Source organism: Hyphomicrobium sp. (assembly GCF_041674905.1).
In the GTDB taxonomy this organism is placed as follows: domain Bacteria; phylum Pseudomonadota; class Alphaproteobacteria; order Rhizobiales; family Hyphomicrobiaceae; genus Hyphomicrobium_B.
The window spans coordinates 1-16,829 of record NZ_JBAYUV010000043.1 but is presented as its reverse complement, the minus strand read 5'-3'; the positions used below and the strand labels follow the sequence as shown (position 1 = coordinate 16,829).

At 61.3% G+C, this 16,829-nt stretch carries 16 protein-coding genes and 1 tRNA gene; 12 read left to right on the top strand and 5 right to left on the bottom strand.

The window, feature by feature from the left end; translation table 11 throughout:
• Positions 1-49 precede the first annotated feature (49 nt).
• The 7 genes from WC026_RS14850 to WC026_RS14820 all read left to right on the top strand — a co-directional run bounded on the left by WC026_RS14850 (position 50) and on the right by WC026_RS14820 (position 6,086).
• The gene (locus tag WC026_RS14850; RefSeq protein ID WP_372711789.1) at positions 50-1,147 is read left to right on the top strand and encodes a calcium:proton antiporter; all 1,098 of its coding nucleotides are present in this window, start codon (positions 50-52) and stop codon (positions 1,145-1,147) included.
• A 148-nt stretch (positions 1,148-1,295) separates the two neighbouring features.
• On the top strand, positions 1,296-2,456 hold the full coding sequence (gene proB / locus WC026_RS14845) for a glutamate 5-kinase (protein ID WP_372711788.1): 1,161 nt from the start codon (positions 1,296-1,298) through the stop codon (positions 2,454-2,456).
• A gap of 2 nt (positions 2,457-2,458) precedes the next feature.
• Positions 2,459-3,745, top strand: coding sequence for a glutamate-5-semialdehyde dehydrogenase (locus WC026_RS14840; protein ID WP_372711787.1), 1,287 nt, complete (start codon positions 2,459-2,461; stop codon positions 3,743-3,745).
• Positions 3,746-3,770: 25 nt separating this feature from the next.
• Entirely contained in the window at positions 3,771-4,424 is a 654-nt protein-coding gene (locus tag WC026_RS14835; protein WP_372711786.1) for a nicotinate-nucleotide adenylyltransferase, read from the top strand.
• A 144-nt stretch (positions 4,425-4,568) separates the two neighbouring features.
• Positions 4,569-4,997: a ribosome silencing factor gene (gene rsfS / locus WC026_RS14830; RefSeq protein WP_372711785.1), complete on the top strand. Its 429-nt coding sequence runs from the start codon at positions 4,569-4,571 to the stop codon at positions 4,995-4,997.
• Between the two features lie 63 nt (positions 4,998-5,060).
• Positions 5,061-5,543, top strand: a complete 483-nt coding sequence (gene rlmH / locus WC026_RS14825) for a 23S rRNA (pseudouridine(1915)-N(3))-methyltransferase RlmH (RefSeq protein WP_372711784.1) — start codon at positions 5,061-5,063, stop codon at positions 5,541-5,543.
• A gap of 18 nt (positions 5,544-5,561) precedes the next feature.
• On the top strand, positions 5,562-6,086 hold the full coding sequence (locus WC026_RS14820; RefSeq protein WP_372711783.1) for a DNA-deoxyinosine glycosylase: 525 nt from the start codon (positions 5,562-5,564) through the stop codon (positions 6,084-6,086).
• Here WC026_RS14820 and WC026_RS14815 read toward each other — a convergent pair.
• The 3 genes from WC026_RS14815 to WC026_RS14805 all read right to left on the bottom strand — a co-directional run bounded on the left by WC026_RS14815 (position 6,065) and on the right by WC026_RS14805 (position 9,104).
• The gene (locus tag WC026_RS14815) at positions 6,065-6,889 is read right to left on the bottom strand and encodes an SDR family NAD(P)-dependent oxidoreductase (protein ID WP_372711782.1); all 825 of its coding nucleotides are present in this window, start codon (positions 6,887-6,889) and stop codon (positions 6,065-6,067) included. The genes WC026_RS14820 and WC026_RS14815 overlap by 22 nt on opposite strands.
• Positions 6,890-7,003: 114 nt before the next feature.
• Positions 7,004-7,393: an META domain-containing protein gene (locus WC026_RS14810; RefSeq protein ID WP_372711781.1), complete on the bottom strand. Its 390-nt coding sequence runs from the start codon at positions 7,391-7,393 to the stop codon at positions 7,004-7,006.
• Between the two features lie 31 nt (positions 7,394-7,424).
• Complete coding sequence (locus WC026_RS14805; RefSeq protein WP_372711780.1) at positions 7,425-9,104, bottom strand: acyl-CoA dehydrogenase family protein; 1,680 nt, start codon at positions 9,102-9,104, stop codon at positions 7,425-7,427.
• A 327-nt stretch (positions 9,105-9,431) separates the two neighbouring features.
• Between WC026_RS14805 and WC026_RS14800 the strand changes: the two genes are divergently transcribed.
• Entirely contained in the window at positions 9,432-10,316 is an 885-nt protein-coding gene (locus WC026_RS14800) for a YihY/virulence factor BrkB family protein (RefSeq protein ID WP_372711779.1), read from the top strand.
• A gap of 70 nt (positions 10,317-10,386) precedes the next feature.
• On the opposite strand, the gene ccrA is transcribed toward WC026_RS14800, so the two are convergent.
• On the bottom strand, positions 10,387-11,706 hold the full coding sequence (ccrA, locus tag WC026_RS14795) for a crotonyl-CoA carboxylase/reductase (protein ID WP_372711778.1): 1,320 nt from the start codon (positions 11,704-11,706) through the stop codon (positions 10,387-10,389).
• A gap of 258 nt (positions 11,707-11,964) precedes the next feature.
• Here ccrA and WC026_RS14790 point away from each other — a divergent pair, with 258 nt between their 5' ends.
• The 4 genes from WC026_RS14790 (at position 11,965) to WC026_RS14775 (ending at position 15,314) form a co-directional block, all read left to right on the top strand.
• Positions 11,965-12,324: a hypothetical protein gene (locus tag WC026_RS14790; protein WP_372711777.1), complete on the top strand. Its 360-nt coding sequence runs from the start codon at positions 11,965-11,967 to the stop codon at positions 12,322-12,324.
• Between the two features lie 152 nt (positions 12,325-12,476).
• Positions 12,477-14,492 (top strand): methylmalonyl-CoA mutase family protein, encoded by a 2,016-nt coding sequence (locus tag WC026_RS14785; protein ID WP_372711776.1) that lies wholly within the window; start codon positions 12,477-12,479, stop codon positions 14,490-14,492.
• A gap of 312 nt (positions 14,493-14,804) precedes the next feature.
• On the top strand, positions 14,805-15,155 hold the full coding sequence (locus WC026_RS14780; RefSeq protein WP_372711775.1) for a hypothetical protein: 351 nt from the start codon (positions 14,805-14,807) through the stop codon (positions 15,153-15,155).
• 73 nt (positions 15,156-15,228) lie between these two features.
• Positions 15,229-15,314: transfer RNA gene (locus WC026_RS14775), tRNA-Leu, on the top strand.
• 156 nt (positions 15,315-15,470) lie between these two features.
• Here WC026_RS14775 and WC026_RS14770 read toward each other — a convergent pair.
• Positions 15,471-16,226, bottom strand: coding sequence for a DNA cytosine methyltransferase (locus WC026_RS14770; RefSeq protein WP_372711774.1), 756 nt, complete (start codon positions 16,224-16,226; stop codon positions 15,471-15,473).
• Between the last annotated feature and the right edge of the window lie 603 nt (positions 16,227-16,829).

Genomic DNA, 16,829 nt, shown 5'->3' with positions numbered 1-16,829 from the left:
TCGCGCACAATTGTTCATCCGCCTTCCATCCTCATAAAAAAGAGTTGCAATGGTCCACTCGACGCGAACGCCGATCTGGTCCTGGACTCTGCCGCTTGCCGGAGTGGCGCTTTTCGTATTCGCGACGTGGGCCGGTTTTGGCGAAGATTTCGCTTCAGATCCGCTTGGGATCGCCATCGCGATCGTACTGGTCCCGCTTTTGATGGGGGCCGTCTTCGCGGCGGTCTATCACGCCGAAGAAGTCGCACACCTGACCGGCGAGCCCATCGGCACTCTCGTTTTGACGATGGCGGTGACGGTGATCGAACTTGCCCTCATCGTATCGCTCATGCTGACCGGCAAGGCGGCGCCGACGCTGGTGCGCGATACTGTGTTTTCCGTCGTCATGATCATCACGACTGGGCTTGTCGGAGCTTGCCTTCTCGTCGGCGGCATCCGCTATCGTGAGCAGACGTTCGACGTGACGTCGGCTAAGATTTATCTCGCCATGCTGCTCGTGCTGACGACGCTCTCGATCATTTTGCCGAATTACACCAGCTCCGCCCCGGACCGCCTCTATTCGACCAGTCAGCTGGCGTTCATGAGCATCGCCATCATGGCGCTCTACGCTGTTTTCGTCTTCACACAGACCGTGCGACACCGCGATTATTTTTCCGGCGACTACGAACCACCCGATCCCAATGCGGAGACGGGCGGTAAGCTTATTCGCTCGATCCTTTTTCTCTGTGTCGCGCTCGTTGCCGTGGTTGTGCTTGCCAAACTTTTCGCGATCGAGGTGAACGCGGCCGTTTCGGCGGTTGGCGCGCCAGCGGCGTTCAGCGGCGTGGTCATCGCGTTCATCGTGCTGTTGCCGGAGTCGATCGCCGCGATCCGTGCGGCGAGCCGTGACAATCTGCAGAAAAGCATCAACTTGGCGCTCGGCTCGTCGCTGGCGACTATCGGGCTGACGATCCCTGCGATCGCGGCGGCCAACATCATTCTGCAGAAGCCGCTTATTTTGGGATTAGATTCGCGCGACATGGCGCTCGTCGTGATGACGCTCGGGGCCAGCATCCTGACGTTCGGCACGGGCCGGACGAACGTGCTTTTCGGCTTCCTGCATCTGGTCATTTTCGGCACGTTTCTGTTCTTTGCCGTTGTGCCGTAAGCGGACCCGAGGCACCGAATTAGGTAAAAATTGACGTGGCGGGCTGATATGCGGCATCGGCCTCTTGCCCGAATGCGCGCATTTACAGATAAGCACGCGACGGTCCGGTGCTTCGCGCATCGGGTTCGACTTTCAATCCGGGATTGGCATGATCCGCGCTCCGCAGTCCGCCGCTACGATCGCTACCGCGCGCCCTGAATGGGCGAAGGCGCGGCGCATCGTCGTGAAAATCGGTTCCGCGCTGCTGACGGATCAAAAGACCGGGCGGATCAAATCGGACTGGCTCAATTCGTTCATGGACGATGTCGCCGAGCTTGCGCGGGCAGGTAAGGACATCGTGCTCGTCTCGTCGGGCTCGATTGCGCTCGGGCGGCATGCGTTGAAGTTGCCGAAAGGGCCGCTTGAACTCGAGCAGAGCCAGGCTGCGGCGTCCGTCGGCCAGATCAGCCTCGCACATGCGTATCAGGAGCTCGCGGCGGCGCGCGGTCTGACGGCGGCACAGATTCTTTTGACGCTTGGCGATACGGAAGAACGGCGACGCTATCTGAATGCGCGCAACACGATCGAAGTGCTGCTGGCTCTGAAAGCCATCCCAGTCGTCAACGAGAACGATACGGTTGCGACGGCGGAAATTCGCTACGGCGATAACGACAGGCTGTCGGCGCGCGTCGCGTCGATGGTTTCGGCGGATTGTCTCGTGCTGCTCTCCGACGTCGACGGCCTTTACACGGCGCCTCCGGGTGAAGATCAGAACGCCAAGCACATCCCGCTCGTCACCGAGATCACGCCCGAAATCGAGGCTATGGCCGGTGACGCTGGTACGGAGCTTTCCAAAGGCGGCATGAAGACGAAGATCGAGGCGGGCAAGATCGCGCTCTCGGCCGGAACCGACATGGTCATCACGACGGGCAAGGTTCTCAATCCGCTGAAGGCCATTTCGGGCGGCGCGCGCGTCACGTGGTTCGTTGCCAAGTCCGACCCGGTGACGGCAAGAAAGCGATGGATTTCCGGTCAGCTCGAGCCGAGCGGACACGTTTACCTTGATGCGGGCGCCGAGAAAGCCCTGATGTCGGGGAAGAGTTTGCTGCCGGCGGGCGTCACCCGCATCGACGGCGCTTTCGATCGCGGTGATGCCGTTACGATAAGGTCGGCCGACGGCCGGGAACTCGGACGAGGCCTTGTCGCCTATGCGGCGGACGATGCGCGACGTATTATAGGCAAGCGTTCGGGCGAGATCGCCGCGATCCTCGGGTTCAAGGGGCGCGCGACGCTGATCCACCGGGACGACATGGCGCTGACGAGGACATAGGTATGAACAAGCCGGAGCGCATCGAGAACGAGACAGCCGAGCTGATGCGCGGCATTGGCCAAGCCGCGAAGGCTGCGAGCCGCAGGCTTGCGATCGCGACGCCGGAAGAAAAGAACGCGGCGCTGCTCGCGGCGGCAAAAGCCTTGCGCGCAGCGACACCCAAAATTCTCGCCGCCAACGCGCAAGACATCGATGCCGCGAACGCCGCGGGCCGGCCGGATGCCTTCGTCGATCGGCTGCTGCTCGACGAGACGCGCATCAACGGTATTGCTGTCGGCCTCGAAGAAATCGCGACGCTGCCCGATCCGGTCGGAACGGTGCTTGCGGAGTGGACGCGGCCCAACGGCCTCAAATTCCAGCGCGTGCGCGTGCCGCTCGGAACCATCGGCATCATCTACGAAAGCCGTCCTAACGTGACCGCGGACGCCGGGGCGCTGGCGCTCAAGGCCGGGAACGCGGCGATCCTGCGCGGCGGCTCGGAAAGCCATCATTCAAGTGTTGCAATTCACGCCTGCCTCGTCGAGGGGCTGCGCGCGGCTGGCCTGCCGGAAGCCGCGATCCAGCTCGTTCCGACGACGGACCGCGAAGCCGTGGGCGCCATGCTGCGCGGCTTGGACGGTTCGATCGACGTCATCGTGCCGCGCGGCGGGAACGGGCTTGTCGAGCGCGTTCAGGACGAAGCCCGCGTTCCGGTCTTCGCGCATCTCGAAGGCATCTGTCATACTTACGTCGATCAGGGCGCGGACATGAAGATCGCCGTGCCGCTGGTCGTCAACGCCAAGATGCGGCGCACGGGCATTTGCGGCGCGACCGAGTGCCTGCTCGTCGACAAGAATGCGCGGACTGATTTGTTGACGCCGCTTGTCAAAGCCCTGCTCGAAGACGGTTGCGAAGTTCGCGGTGACGAAGCCACGCAAAAGGTCGATCCGCGCGTCAAGGCGGCTCAGCCCGACGATTACGGCAAGGAGTTCCTCGATGCCGTGATAGCGGTGAAGTTGGTCGACGGCGTCGACGGCGCCATCGAGCACATCGCGCGCTACGGTTCGCAGCACACCGATGCGATCATCACGGAATGCGAGGCAACGGCCGAGCGGTTCTTGAACCGCGTCGACTCTGCGATCGTTCTGGTCAACGCGTCGACGCAGTTCGCCGACGGCGGCGAGTTCGGCTTCGGCGGCGAGATCGGCATTGCAACGGGCAAGATGCACGCGCGCGGGCCGGTCGGCGTCGAGCAGCTGACGAGCTTCAAGTACAAGGTGCGAGGCACCGGCCAGACGCGGCCGAAGTGAACGCGACGGATGAGGCACGTCTGATTTGACGCGAAAGATTCCGCAGCAAAGTTTTGGGTCGCTTCGCGTCCATCCGCCCATTTGCCTCCCCGGTCAACGGATCGGCATCATGGGCGGTTCGTTCAATCCGCCGCACGCCGGGCATCGCATTGCCGCCGAAGCTGCGATGAAGCGCCTGGGGCTCGATCAGCTCTGGTGGCTGATCACACCGGGCAACCCGCTCAAGTCGCGCGATGGTCTGTCGGAGGTGAATGGTCGCCTGCGCCTGGTCCGGCAGTTCGCGGTCGGTCCAAGAATGAAGGTGACGAGCTTCGAGCGCGAACTCGGCACGAGCTTCACGGCGGCGACGCTGGCGTTTCTGAAGCGGCGCCATCCGGGCGTCAGGTTCGTCTGGGTCATGGGCGCCGATAATCTCGCCTTTTTCGACCGCTGGCAGCATTGGCGGAGCATCGCTGATCTCATGCCGATCGCGGTCGTGGACCGGCCCGGTTGGCGATTGCGCGGGCTTTCGTCTCCGGCTGCGCTTGCCCTTTCGCGCTGGCGGCTTCCTGAATCGGAAGCACGCTCGCTGGCGGATCGAAAGCCGCCTGCCTGGGTTCTGTTGACAATCCGTCTTTCAGACCTTTCGTCAACCACGTTGCGCAATGCAGCAACTCCGGCAATGGTGGACGCTGGCTAGGTCATTGAAAATTATGACGTTTCCGCGACAGTCGGCATCCGGATTTCATTTGCCGGATGTGGCGACGCCGTTTAGTATGTGGGCAGCCCGGAATCGGCCGGGCCGTCTGACTTGCGGGACCAATCAGCAAAGGATGCTTACCGCTTGATCCGAACCACAGCCGAGGCCGCCCGCAAGGGCAGCTCTCTCGCCCAGTCCGCCGCCAAGGCGCCGGATTCGGCCGCTCTCCTCGAAGACGTCGTCCATTGGCTTGACGACGCGAAAGCCGAGGCCATCGTTTCCATCCCTCTCAAAGGCAAGTCCGCGCTTGGCGACTTCATGGTCGTCGCGTCCGGCCGTAACGACCGGCATGTTGGGGCCATCGCCGAGCAGCTGCGCGAAAAGCTGAAAGCGCGCGGTGAGGCTCGCGTCCGAGTCGAGGGATTGAACGCCTGCGATTGGGTGCTGATCGACACGGGCGATATCATCGTCCACGTCTTCCGGCCCGAGGTGCGCGAGTTCTATAACCTCGAAAAGATGTGGCAGGCGGATATTCCCGCCGATGCCTCGCGCGGCGACACCTCGCAGCACTGACGTCGCGGCGAGCATTGATTTCTTTGTTCTACGCGGTCCGCTTCGCGACCGTGGGCGGTTCTTATGCGCATCTCGCTCCTCGCTGTCGGCAAGCTGAAAGACGCCGAGGAGCGTGCGATCTCGGATCGCTATGTGAAGCGCTTCAACGGCGCGGGCCGGTCGATCGGATTGGGTCCCCTCGACATTCGCGAGCTGAACGAAAGCCGGCAGCCGAGCGCCGACGAGCGCAAGCAAGATGAAGCCGCGCGGCTGATGAAGGATCTGACGGCCGATTCGTTTATCGTCGCGCTCGATCCCGCAGGCAAATCCATCACCAGCGAAGCGTTCGCGCGAATGCTCGGCGAAAAGCGCGACGGCGCGGTCAAGACATGCGCATTCCTGATCGGCGGGCCGGATGGGCACGGCGCGCAAGTGTTGAAGTCGTCAGGACTGACGTTGTCGCTGGGCTCGCTGACGCTTCCGCACGGGCTGGCGCGTGTCGTTCTGCTCGAGCAGATTTATCGCGCCGCGACTATTCTTTCTGGGCACCCCTATCATCGGGCGTGATGCGTTATGCCGGGAGCGATGGCCAAATTCAGCTTTCCGCCGATCGTCACGCCGGAAGCGCAGCTGCTCATTCTCGGCACGTTGCCGGGAGAGGAATCGCTGCGGCTGCAGCAATACTACGGGCATCCGCGAAATCATTTCTGGCCGCTGATCGCCGCGATTTTTGGTGAGGCCGTGCCTGCGGACTATGCCGGACGTGTCCGTCTCTTGAAACAGCATGGCTGCGCGCTTTGGGATGTGCTCGAAAGCGCCGAACGGATCGGAAGCTCGGATGCCGCCATCCGGAATGCGACGGTCAATCCATTCGCGGCATTTCTGGCGGACTATCCGAACATCCGGACGATTGCTTTCAATGGTCAGAAGGCGCGCGATTTATTTCGCCGCCATGTCGTGAAGCCAGGACATGTGTCGGAGCAGGGCTTCACGACGATCGACTTGCCGTCGTCGAGCCCGCTTTACACAAAGTCGCTGGAGGAAAAGCTCGGCATCTGGCGCGCGAAATTGGCGGGTTCGCTTGCAGTTCAAAAGCGTCGCGCGAAATAATCGATGCCGAACTGAGGCAACAGGCGGCGCATGACGGCGGCCATCAGCGTCGGCGTCGTCACGTAATAATGCGATTTCGGCCGGTTGCTGTCGAGCGCATGGATCAGGCGCTTCGTGACGGCTTCGGGTTCGAGCTTGAACGACATCTGGCCGCCGGCCTTCATCTGTTCGAGACGGGTTTGATAGACGTCGCGGTGCGGAGAATTTTCGATATCGATCGTTGCGAGCAGACGCGCCACGGAGTGCTCGACGAAACGGGAGCGGATCGGTCCCGGTTCAATCAAAGACACCTGGATGCCGGAACCTTCGAGTTCGAGCCGTAGCGATGTCGTCAGTGCCTCAAGTGCGAACTTCGAGGCGCAATAGGCGCCGCGATAGGGCGCGACGACCATTCCCAAAACCGAAGAGCAATTGACGATCCGTCCGCTGCCGTTCTTGCGCATCGATGGAATGAGCCGCCGGGTCAGATCGTGCGTGCCGACGAGATTGACTTCGAGCTGTTCGCGCAGCAGCGCTGGGGTAAGATCCTCGACGGCACCCGGTTGTCCGAATGCCGCGTTGTTGAACAGCGCATCGAGATGCCCGTGCGTGAGTTCAAGCGCGCGAATGGCGCAGGTCGCGATCGATTGCGGATCGGCCAGTTCGAGCCGCAGCGCTTCGACGCCTTCGTAATTCTTGAGGCGGGCGAGGTCTTCCGCCTTCCTGGCCGTCGCGATCACGCGCCAGCCGCGCTGTTTCATTGTTCGGGCGGCGTCGAGGCCGATACCGGACGAGCATCCGGTGATGAGAATTGAACGTGCCATGAAAGCCCGGCTAGATCGTAAATCGAGAACGGCGTGTGTCCTCGTGTATAGGCTCATGGGTGCCGGTGCAAAGGCGTAAAAATTTGCGACGATCGGCGGGCTTTGCGCAGGCCGTCACTTCTTGAATTTCAGAATCACTTTGCCGCCGTCGTCCTTGACGATCAGCATGTCGCGGTCGATCGCGAACGAGCGCGCGGCTTCGAGGGCCGCGAAGTACTGCGATTCGATTTCAGATTTGCCTTCGCACAGCATCTTCGTCGAGGCGAGCGGGCCGATCTGAATCGCGTCGTCCTCGATGCTGATCGGGCCGGTGAAGCGATTGCAGCCGCCGGTTCCCGAGGCTTTGTCCGCCGTGTAGTCGAGCGTCGGTCCATCGACCGGATTGCCGTTGAGCTCGACCGCAGCCCAGCTCGCTGCCGGCGGACTTTCGTCGTCCTCGGCAAGAGCAGGAATGCTGGCTGCAAGAGCCAGCCCCACGATGAGGAACGCCGTTGTCAGTCTCATGGTGTGCGGCTCCTCGTTAGGTGCGTCGCAATCAGTTGGCGTTTTCGAGCAGGCGGCGGGCGATGACTTGCGCCTGAATTTCCGCCGCACCTTCGAAGATGTTCAGGATGCGCGCGTCGCAGAGCACGCGGCTGACCGGATATTCGAGCGCGAAGCCGTTGCCGCCGTGGATCTGCAACGCGTTGTCGGCGTTGGCCCACGCGACGCGGGCTCCGAGTAGTTTCGCCATGCCCGCTTCGAGATCGCAGCGGCGCCCGGCGTCTTTCTGGCGCGCCGAGAAGTAGGTGAGCTGGCGCGCGATCATCGTCTCGACCGCCATCATCACGACCTTGTTGCGCACGCGCGGGAAAGCGTAGATTGGTTTGCCGAACTGTGCGCGTTCGAGCGCATATTTGAGACCCAAGTCCATCGCGCATTGCGCGACGCCGACGGCTCGGGCCGCTGTTTGGATGCGTGCGCCTTCAAAGGTGTTCATCAACTGTTTGAAGCCCTGGCCTTCGACGCCGCCGAGAAGGTTGGCCGCAGGAACTTCGAAATTATCGAAGGAAATGTCGTATTCCTTCATGCCGCGGTAGCCGAGAACTTCGATCTCGCCGCCGGTCATGCCGTTGGCGGGGAAGGGGTTCTCATCGCTGCCGCGCGGCTTTTCCGCGAGGAACATCGACAGGCCCTTGTAGCCCGGCTCGTTCGGGTTGGTGCGCGTCAACACCGTCATGATGTCGGCGCGAACAGGATGCGTGATCCAGGTTTTCTGTCCCGTGATCTTGTAGACGTCGCCGTCTTTCACAGCGCGGGTTTTCAACGAGGCGAGGTCGGAGCCGGTGTTCGGTTCGGTGAAGACGGCCGTCGGCAGCACTTCGCCTGATGCGATCTTCGGAAGGTATTTTTCTTTCTGTTCCGGCGTGCCGTTGTGCAGGATCAACTCGCCTGCGATCTCGGCGCGTGTGCCGAGGGAGCCGACTCCGATGTAGCCGCGCGACAGCTCTTCGGAGGCCACGCACATCGATTCCTTACCGAGCGCCATGCCGCCGAATTCTTCCGGCAGCGACAATCCGAAGACGCCGAGTTCCGCGAGCTTCGCAATGACGTCGAGCGGAATATATTCGTTTTTCAAATGCCATTCGTGCGCGTGCGGATAGACTTCATCGAGGCAGAAGCGGCGCATCAGATCCTGGATCTGCGCGTGCGTCTCATCAAGGCCCGTGTCGCCGAACGTCATGGCTTCAGGCTGCGCGGCGATCAATTCGCCGAGGCGGGCCTTCACCGATTCCGAGCCGCCTTCGGCGACGAGATCGGCGATTGAATCTTCGAAGCGGCGGAGATCGACCTTCGGAACACCGAGCGCGTCGGGGCGGGCGATCTCGAGCTGGCTCATCGGAATGCCGCTCGCGATCTGGGCGCCGTATTCCGCGAAGGCAGCGATCAGCAGGAGCTGCTCGAATTCGCCAAAGCGTCTCTCGCCGTTCAGACGGCTCGCCCAGTCGTGCATCTGGCGGAGGCCTTCGACAGCCGTCGCGAGCCACGCGAGCCCGTGCGCGGTGTGCTGCGCATTGTCGATGCCGCCGGCTTCCTGAATCTTGATGCGGACGCCGGCTTTCGCCGCTTGCAGGATACGATCCGCTCCGGTCACGGCTTCGCCGCAGCGCTCGATGAGTTTCTCGGGACCGGCTTGAAGAATAGTGGCTCCGGCCTTCAAGGGCGCGACGGACATGGATTTCTCCTGAAAATAGCTGGGCGCGCTGGCCAGAGCTTCGATGCTCTTTCGCCACGCCATGAACAGTTTACTAGCCGCCGGAAATAAGCCAACTGGACGTCCGCCGCAACCGGCGCTGGGACGCAGTTTGGCGGTTTCGAGCTCGCGGGGGTGGGGCGTTGGGACAGGGCTAAGGGGCTCGGCTGTTAACGGATCGGACCGGGTAAGAAAAACCTGTGTCTGAAATGCAGCCCGAGCCGATGAGATGCTTCAGAATTATGGACCTCAGGGACCTCAGCAACTAGGTTCCGCGGCGAACGGCAGCCACAGGAGACCGAAGACCCGATGAAGCGCGCGCGCAGATTGTTCGAGGCCATTTATAGGCTGTACGAGCATTCAGGTTTCGCCATGGCCGGCGCGGTCGCGTTTTCCTTCGTCGTGTCGATCTTCCCGTTTTGCATCTTCCTCGGTGCGCTTTCGGGCGTTTTCGGCGGGCGCGAACTGGCGCAGGATGCCATCAATCAGCTCTTCGCCATTCTGCCCGAGCCGGTCGCCAAGGGGATCGCGCCGGAGATCGAGGCGGTGATGGGATCGCGGCGTATCGATCTTCTGACGGCCAGTGGATTTCTGGCGCTTTTCTTCGCGACGAGTGCGATCGAGACGTTGCGGGCAGCGCTCAACGGAGCGTATCGCGTGCATGAAAAGCGGCCATATCCGCTTTGTCTGCTGATCAGCATGCTGTTCGTTTTCGTCACCGCGATTTCGACGCTGGTGCTGACGTGGGCGGTCGTCGTCGGCCCGAGCGTCGTCGGTCCGGCGATCGCGTCGCAGTTCGAATCGGAATGGATCAAACGACTCTTTGATTCGACGGGTTTAGGGCCGGGTGTGCGATACGGCTTGGCCGGCGCGGTGATTGCGGCGCAGTTATGCGCGCTGCATTTATGGCTGGCGGCGGGACGGCGTCGGCTGGCCGATGTCTGGCCTGGCGTGCTGCTGTCGATCGTTCTCTGGCTGGCGCTGGCGGGGCTGTGGTCGCGCTATCTCGCGATCACGAACTACTCGTTATTTTACGCAGGCCTTTCGCAGCTGATGATCGCGCTGATCTTCTTCCAGTTCACCGCGATCACGATTTTGCTTGGTGCAGAATTCAATCGCGGCGTCAGCGAGATGAAGCGGATGCGGCGCGAAGCGGCGGAGCGCGCGGCGTTCGGCGGCGGTTCGCCAAGCTGAGCAGATAGCTTCTATCCCCTCCCGTCGCGGGGAGGGGATAGAGCAAGCAGTTAACCCTGGCGCGGACGCATCAGCGCTGCTGCGGGCCGGCCTCGATGACATCCTCGAGCGTGCGCAGTCCCGTCGTCGGAGCCGAGACGAGCACGGCCATGTTGCCCGGCTTGTGCTCGTTGCGCATCATGCGCATGTGAGCCTTGGGAATCTGATCCCACGACAGAACTTCCGACATGCAGGGGTCGATACGGCGCTCGACGACAAGCTTGTTGGCCTGCGACGCCTGCGCAAGGTTTGCGAAGTGGGAACCCTGGACGCGCTTCTGGTGCATCCACAAATAGCGAGCATCCATCGTCAGATTGTAGCCGGTGGTGCCGGCGCAAATGACGACCATGCCGCCGCGCTTCACGACCTGCACCGAGACGGCGATCGTCGATTCACCGGGATGCTCGAAGACGCAGTCGACGTTCACGCCCTTGCCGGTGATGTCCCAGATGGCTTTGCCGAACTTGCGCATTTCCTTCAGCCACTCGGCGTACTCTGGCGAGCCGACTTTCGGGAGCTGTCCCCAGCAATTGAATTCTTTGCGGTTGATGGCACCCTTGGCGCCGAGCTGCAGGACGTAATCGCGCTTGTCGTCTTCGGACACGATGCCGATGGCGTTGGCGCCGGAGGTTGCGCAGAGCTGTACGGCGAATGAGCCGAGACCGCCGGATGCGCCCCAGACGAGCACGTTATGGCCGGGCCTCAGCACGTGCGGGCGATGGCCGAACAGCATGCGGTAGGCGGTTGCGAGAGTCAGCGTGTAGCAGGCGCTTTCTTCCCAGGTCAGATGCTTCGGACGCTCGAGAAGCTGGCGGTCCTGCACGCGGCAGAACTGCGCGAACGATCCGTCCGGCGTTTCGTAGCCCCAGATGCGCTGGCTCGGCGAAAACATCGGATCGCCGCCGTTGCACTCTTCGTCGTCGCCGTCATCTTGGTTGCAATGGATGACGACCTCGTCGCCGACCTTCCAGCGCTTCACCTTGGAGCCGACAGCCCAAACGATGCCGGACGCATCGGAGCCTGCGATGTGGTAAGGCTGCTTGTGAACGTCGAACATCGAGATCGGCTTGCCGAGCGAAGCCCAGACGCCGTTGTAATTCACGCCCGCCGCCATAACGAGAACAAGTACGTCGTGGCTGTCGAGCTGCCACGTCGGAACGACCTCGACCTGCATGGCCTTGTCGGGTTCGCCTTCCCGTTCCTTGCGGATGGTCCAGGCGTACATGTTCTTCGGTACGTGCCCGAGAGGCGGGATTTCGCCGATCTCATAGAGATCTTTCTTGACCCCTGCTTCCAGCGGGTGGGCGGCGGCCGCCGCCTCTTTCTTCGTTGCCACGTTTTGGCTCGCCATTGATATTGCTTCTCCCGACTTTCCCCGCGTTGAGGGCCATTCTGGCTCGTCTTCTTCGCGTTTCCCCTGCGGTCCGGCAGAGGGGATCGCAGTATGAAGCACGTTTTTGCGCTGCAATGAAGGGGGCTCAAACCAGACGTTAACCGACGATCAAGAACTCCTTAACCGGGGACGTCTAGCTTCTAGCGTGTACAAAGGCCTGATACTTTTTGCCACCCGCACATTCGCCGCACGCCTTCCGACCGGATGACCCCAGACATGCAAGATCTGTTGTGGCAGCTCAGAGATACCGACGCTTTTACCGTCTGTGTCGCCGCCGCATTCGCGGCCGCAGTTTTCTGGTTCATCCGAGAAATCGTCGATGCGCCGATGCTGGCCATTGTTTCGGTGCCGTTTTTAATGCTCGGCGGCATTCTGGCTCCTCTCGGATTCCGGGCCGCGATGATCAGGCTTGCTCACGACCAGGACACCAACGTCGCCGCGACCGTCGCGGTTGGGGTAGTCGCGGCGCTCAGCCTGATCGTGAGCGTCAAATGGCTGTGGGCTTTGCTGCTCGAACATCAGGCCAAACGGGCGCGCATTGAGCCGGTGGCGGTCCGTTCACGGGCGCGGCGATAGCCGGTAAAGCGATCGCTTGATTTTGGCACGAACCGGGCGCTATCAAGTCGCGAAACGCGGCGAACTGCCGTTTTTGCCTTTCCGCGACATTCTATTACTTTACGTTCCCTGATCCTGGCCACTGTTGCCCCGAGCCGAGAGACGCCGTTCGCATGTCCGAACCCAAGACTGGAAGTCCAGCCAAAGCAAAAGATGGCAAGGCCGAGCGCGAGAAGCCTTGGCTGTTTCGGACCTATGCCGGGCATTCGACCGCGGCAAAGTCTAATGAGCTTTATAAGAAAAACCTGGCTAAGGGCCAGACGGGCCTGTCGATCGCTTTCGACCTGCCGACGCAGACCGGGTACGATTCTGACCATGAGCTGGCGCGCGGCGAAGTCGGCAAGGTCGGCGTTCCCGTCTCACATTTCGGCGATATGCTGACGCTGCTCGACGGCATTCCGCTCGATCAGATGAATACGTCGATGACGATCAACGCGACGGCGGCGTGGCTGCTGTCGCTCTATATCGCCGTCGCGGACCAGACGGGCGCGTCGCGCTTGAAGCTCACCGGCACGATTCAGAACGACATCATCAAGGAATACTTGTCGCGCGGTACCTACGTGTTTCCGCCGCAGCCGTCGCTCCGGCTCATCAAGGACACGATTGTCTTCTCGACGCGGAACGTGCCGAAGTGGAATCCGACGAACGTCTGTTCCTACCACTTGCAGGAAGCGGGTGCGTCGCCAGTCCAGGAACTCGCTTATGCGCTGGCGACGGCCATCGCCGTGCTCGATACCGTCAAGGCGTCGGGCGAGGTTCCGGCGGAAGAATTCAGCAACGTGGTCGGCCGCATTTCGTTTTTCGTGAACGCGGGAATGCGCTTCATCACCGAGATGTGCAAGATGCGTGCGTTCAACGAGCTTTGGGATGAGATCGCGCGCGATCGCTATGGCGTCGAGGACCCGAAGCACCGGCGGTTCCGCTACGGCGTGCAGGTCAACTCCCTCGGGCTCACCGAGCCGCAGGCCGAGAACAACGTCTATCGCATCCTGCTTGAAATGCTGGCGGTCACGCTGTCGAAAAACGCGCGTGCGCGCGCGGTTCAGTTGCCCGCCTGGAACGAAGCGCTGGGATTGCCACGGCCGTGGGATCAGCAATGGTCGCTCCGTATGCAGCAGATCGTTGCGTACGAAACGGATCTTCTGGAATACGGCGATATTTTCGACGGCTCCGTCGAGATCGCGAAGAAGGTCGCCGCGCTGAAGGAAGAAGCGAAGGCGGAACTTGCGACAATCGACAAGATGGGCGGCGCCGTGGCGGCCATCGACTATATGAAGCGCCGGCTCGTCGAAAGCGGCACGGGCCGGCTTTCACAGATCGAGACCGGGGAATTGACGGTCGTCGGCGTCAACAGGTTCAAGGAAACCGAGCCGTCGCCACTGTCGGGCGGAACGGACGCGATCATGGTCGTCGATCCGGCCGTTGAAGCTGAGCAGATCGGGCGTCTCAAGGCCTGGAAAGCGAACCGCGACGCCAAGACGGTGGCGGCGGCCCTCGCAGAGGTCGAGCGGGCGGCCAAGGAAGGCATCAACATCATGGAGTCGTCCATCGTCGCCGCGAAAGCCGGCGTCACGACGGGCGAGTGGGGCACGACGCTGCGCAAGGTGTTCGGCGAATACCGGGCTCCGACAGGGGTCGCCCGAGCGGCTGTCGTGCGCGAGGGCGCGCAGCTTGCGACTGTCCGTGAGTCCGTCAACGAGGTGTCCGACCGCCTCGGACGCCGCATCAAGTTTCTCGTCGGCAAGCCGGGCCTCGACGGGCATTCCAACGGCGCCGAGCAGATCGCGGTCAGGGCGCGCGATGTCGGCATGGAAGTCGTTTACGAAGGCATCCGACTGACGCCCGCGCAGATCGTGCGCGCGGCTGTCGATGAAGCTGTTCACGTTGTCGGATTGTCGATCCTTTCCGGGTCGCACGTGCCGCTGGTCAAGGACGTGATGGAGCGGATGCGCAAGGAAGGCCTCGACGACGTTCCGGTGATCGTCGGCGGCATCATCCCGCCAGCTGACGAGAAGGCGCTGAAAGCGTTCGGGGTTGCGGCCGTTTATACGCCGAAGGACTTCCAGTTGAACGACATCATGGCGGACATCGTGCAACTCGTGGATCGGAACGCCAGCGCGGCTGCCTGAACGGCCGGGCTAGAGCCTTTCCGCTTTTCGTTGAATCGCGGATCGGCTCTAGGTCTTTGTTTTATCGTGCTTCTTATCGGAAAACCGGTTCCCACTTTTCCGGAAGCACTCTAATGATCCCGGTGTCTGTTGTTCTCATATTGATTTTTACAGCATCGCTGCCGTCCCGAGGGGGTGGGTCGCGCATTTCATCGTGAATGCCGCGCGGCTCGGTGGCCACGCGTGTGATGCGACCATAGATTCACCCTCATGCAATGGATGACATCGCATGGCTATCTCTGATACACGCGGCGCGATTTAAGGGAGACACCCGTGCGCGAAGATGTTCGGCGGCGACTGGATCGGGCCATATGGCTCGATCGTGCGAAATACCTCGGGATCGGGCTTGGCATCGTCGCGGCGATCGGGCTCGCATTCGGATATGAGACGCTCGACACCAAGGTCGACAACAAGGACGTCGCCGGCAAGGTGACCGACATCGAGCCTCTGGTCACGAAATCGAGCGTGGCCGAGGCCGAAGGGGAAAACGTGATCGTTCAACTCGATCACGGGCCATTGATCCGCGTGCTGGCCTATAAGTCGCGCCGACTCAAGGTCGGCGACGAAATCCAGGTCGTGGAGCATCACCATGGAACGGGGCGCGTCACTCATACGCTGAAATAGCCCGTCTCACGCGTTGACGCAGGGGGCTTAGCCGGTATAGATCGCCCCTTCTCGCCCGCTTCGGGCGGCAAAAGCCTCAGTGGCGGAACGGTAGACGCGGCAGACTCAAAATCTGCTATTCGCAAGGGTGTGGGGGTTCGAGTCCCTCCTGAGGCACCAAAAAATATCAAGATCAATGAGTTGGAAGGCGTCCTCTGTACACTGACTTCCTAACCTTTCGATTTACTGGCTTCCTAACCATTTGAATTTGCGCCGTTGTATAATTTCCAATCGGAATACAACCCGAAATCCAACCGCAATAACTGCGTCCTCTCATTAGATCATCGTGGCTTCGATGAACGTCGCCGCGACTTGCGGGACGATAGCGTTTCCGATGGCGCGCAACTTAGAAATTCGCGCGGGTATCCCATGAGCCAGCACGGGTGTTCCGGGCACGGCGCGCCGTCGTCTACCGTCCGTCCCCAATGAGCTCTCATTTGCCCAGGGAGATTGTCCGGCTGTCTGCCTTCCGCCTTTCGTTTGAGCGACAGGTTGCCAGCTTTCTCGCCATCTGATGCTTTCGGCGTCGCCCACGGCCGCAAACCATAGCCGCTCACGCTTGTGGGGCGCGGCGACGAGCCCAGCCGCAAGATTGGCCGCCCCGACGGCATATCCTGATGCTTCCAAGTCAGCGCGAACTCTGGAGAGCCATTCAAGTCCGTCGCCGCCCGCAACCTGTTCTCCAAATACGTTTGCAGGACGAAAGTGGCTGATGAGGTCGCGCCAGACGGGCCAGAGATGGCGCTCGTCATCGAACGCCTTACCGTGCTTGCCGATACCCGAGAAGGGCTGACAGGGGCAACTACCCGTCCAAACAGGTCGGTCATCGGACCATCCGGCGAGGCGGAGTGCAAATGACCATCCGCCGATGCCGGCGAAGAAGTGGCATTGGGTATAGCCGCGGAGGTCGTCGGCGTGGACATCGACGATGCTTCGTTCGTCAACGTCTCCTGGCGCGATGTGTCCTGCGGTGATGAGGTTACGGAGCCATTGCGCAGCATAGGGATCATTCTCGTTGTAGTAGGCGGTCATGATGAGGGGCTGACCGACTATGGGTGAAGCGAAATGAGGGCTGTGGATGGAACTTTGGCGCCGCGCGAAACAAAGGAAATTCGTGTCATGGTTGCTCCCGATTTTCGAAGGGGAGCCACCCTATTTGTACGGGCTTCCGAAAAAGCAATACCGTTTTTCAGGAATTATCGATGGAATGGATTTTTAAAATAGCCGAGCAGCTCTCTCCGATTATCGCTCATTGGTGGGACAAGTTCGTCGACCTGGTGAACTCGAATTTTATGGCGGCACTCGCGGGCGCCTTGGCAGGGCGATAGTTGCCGATCGAATTGCGACGAGGAAAGCGAGGGGAACAAAAATCTTAGACGATCTGCGAGCCACTAACTCGGCGATCGCGTTGTCAGGCCTGATCTCTAACGAGGCTCTAGTGATGAAAGGGCAGCAGGTTCTCGATCTTCATAGGGGCTTCGCTCTTGAGGAGGTGAGGTTTGAGGAGTCCAGACTGTAAAAGCCGGAGCAATAATCCCTCACAGAAGCGGCTGATTTGTTCGGCCGCGCCGGACTAAAAGTGCGGCAGATTGGAGCCCTGTGCCTGCGTCGGCGCGAGGGCGGGGATGAAGCAGG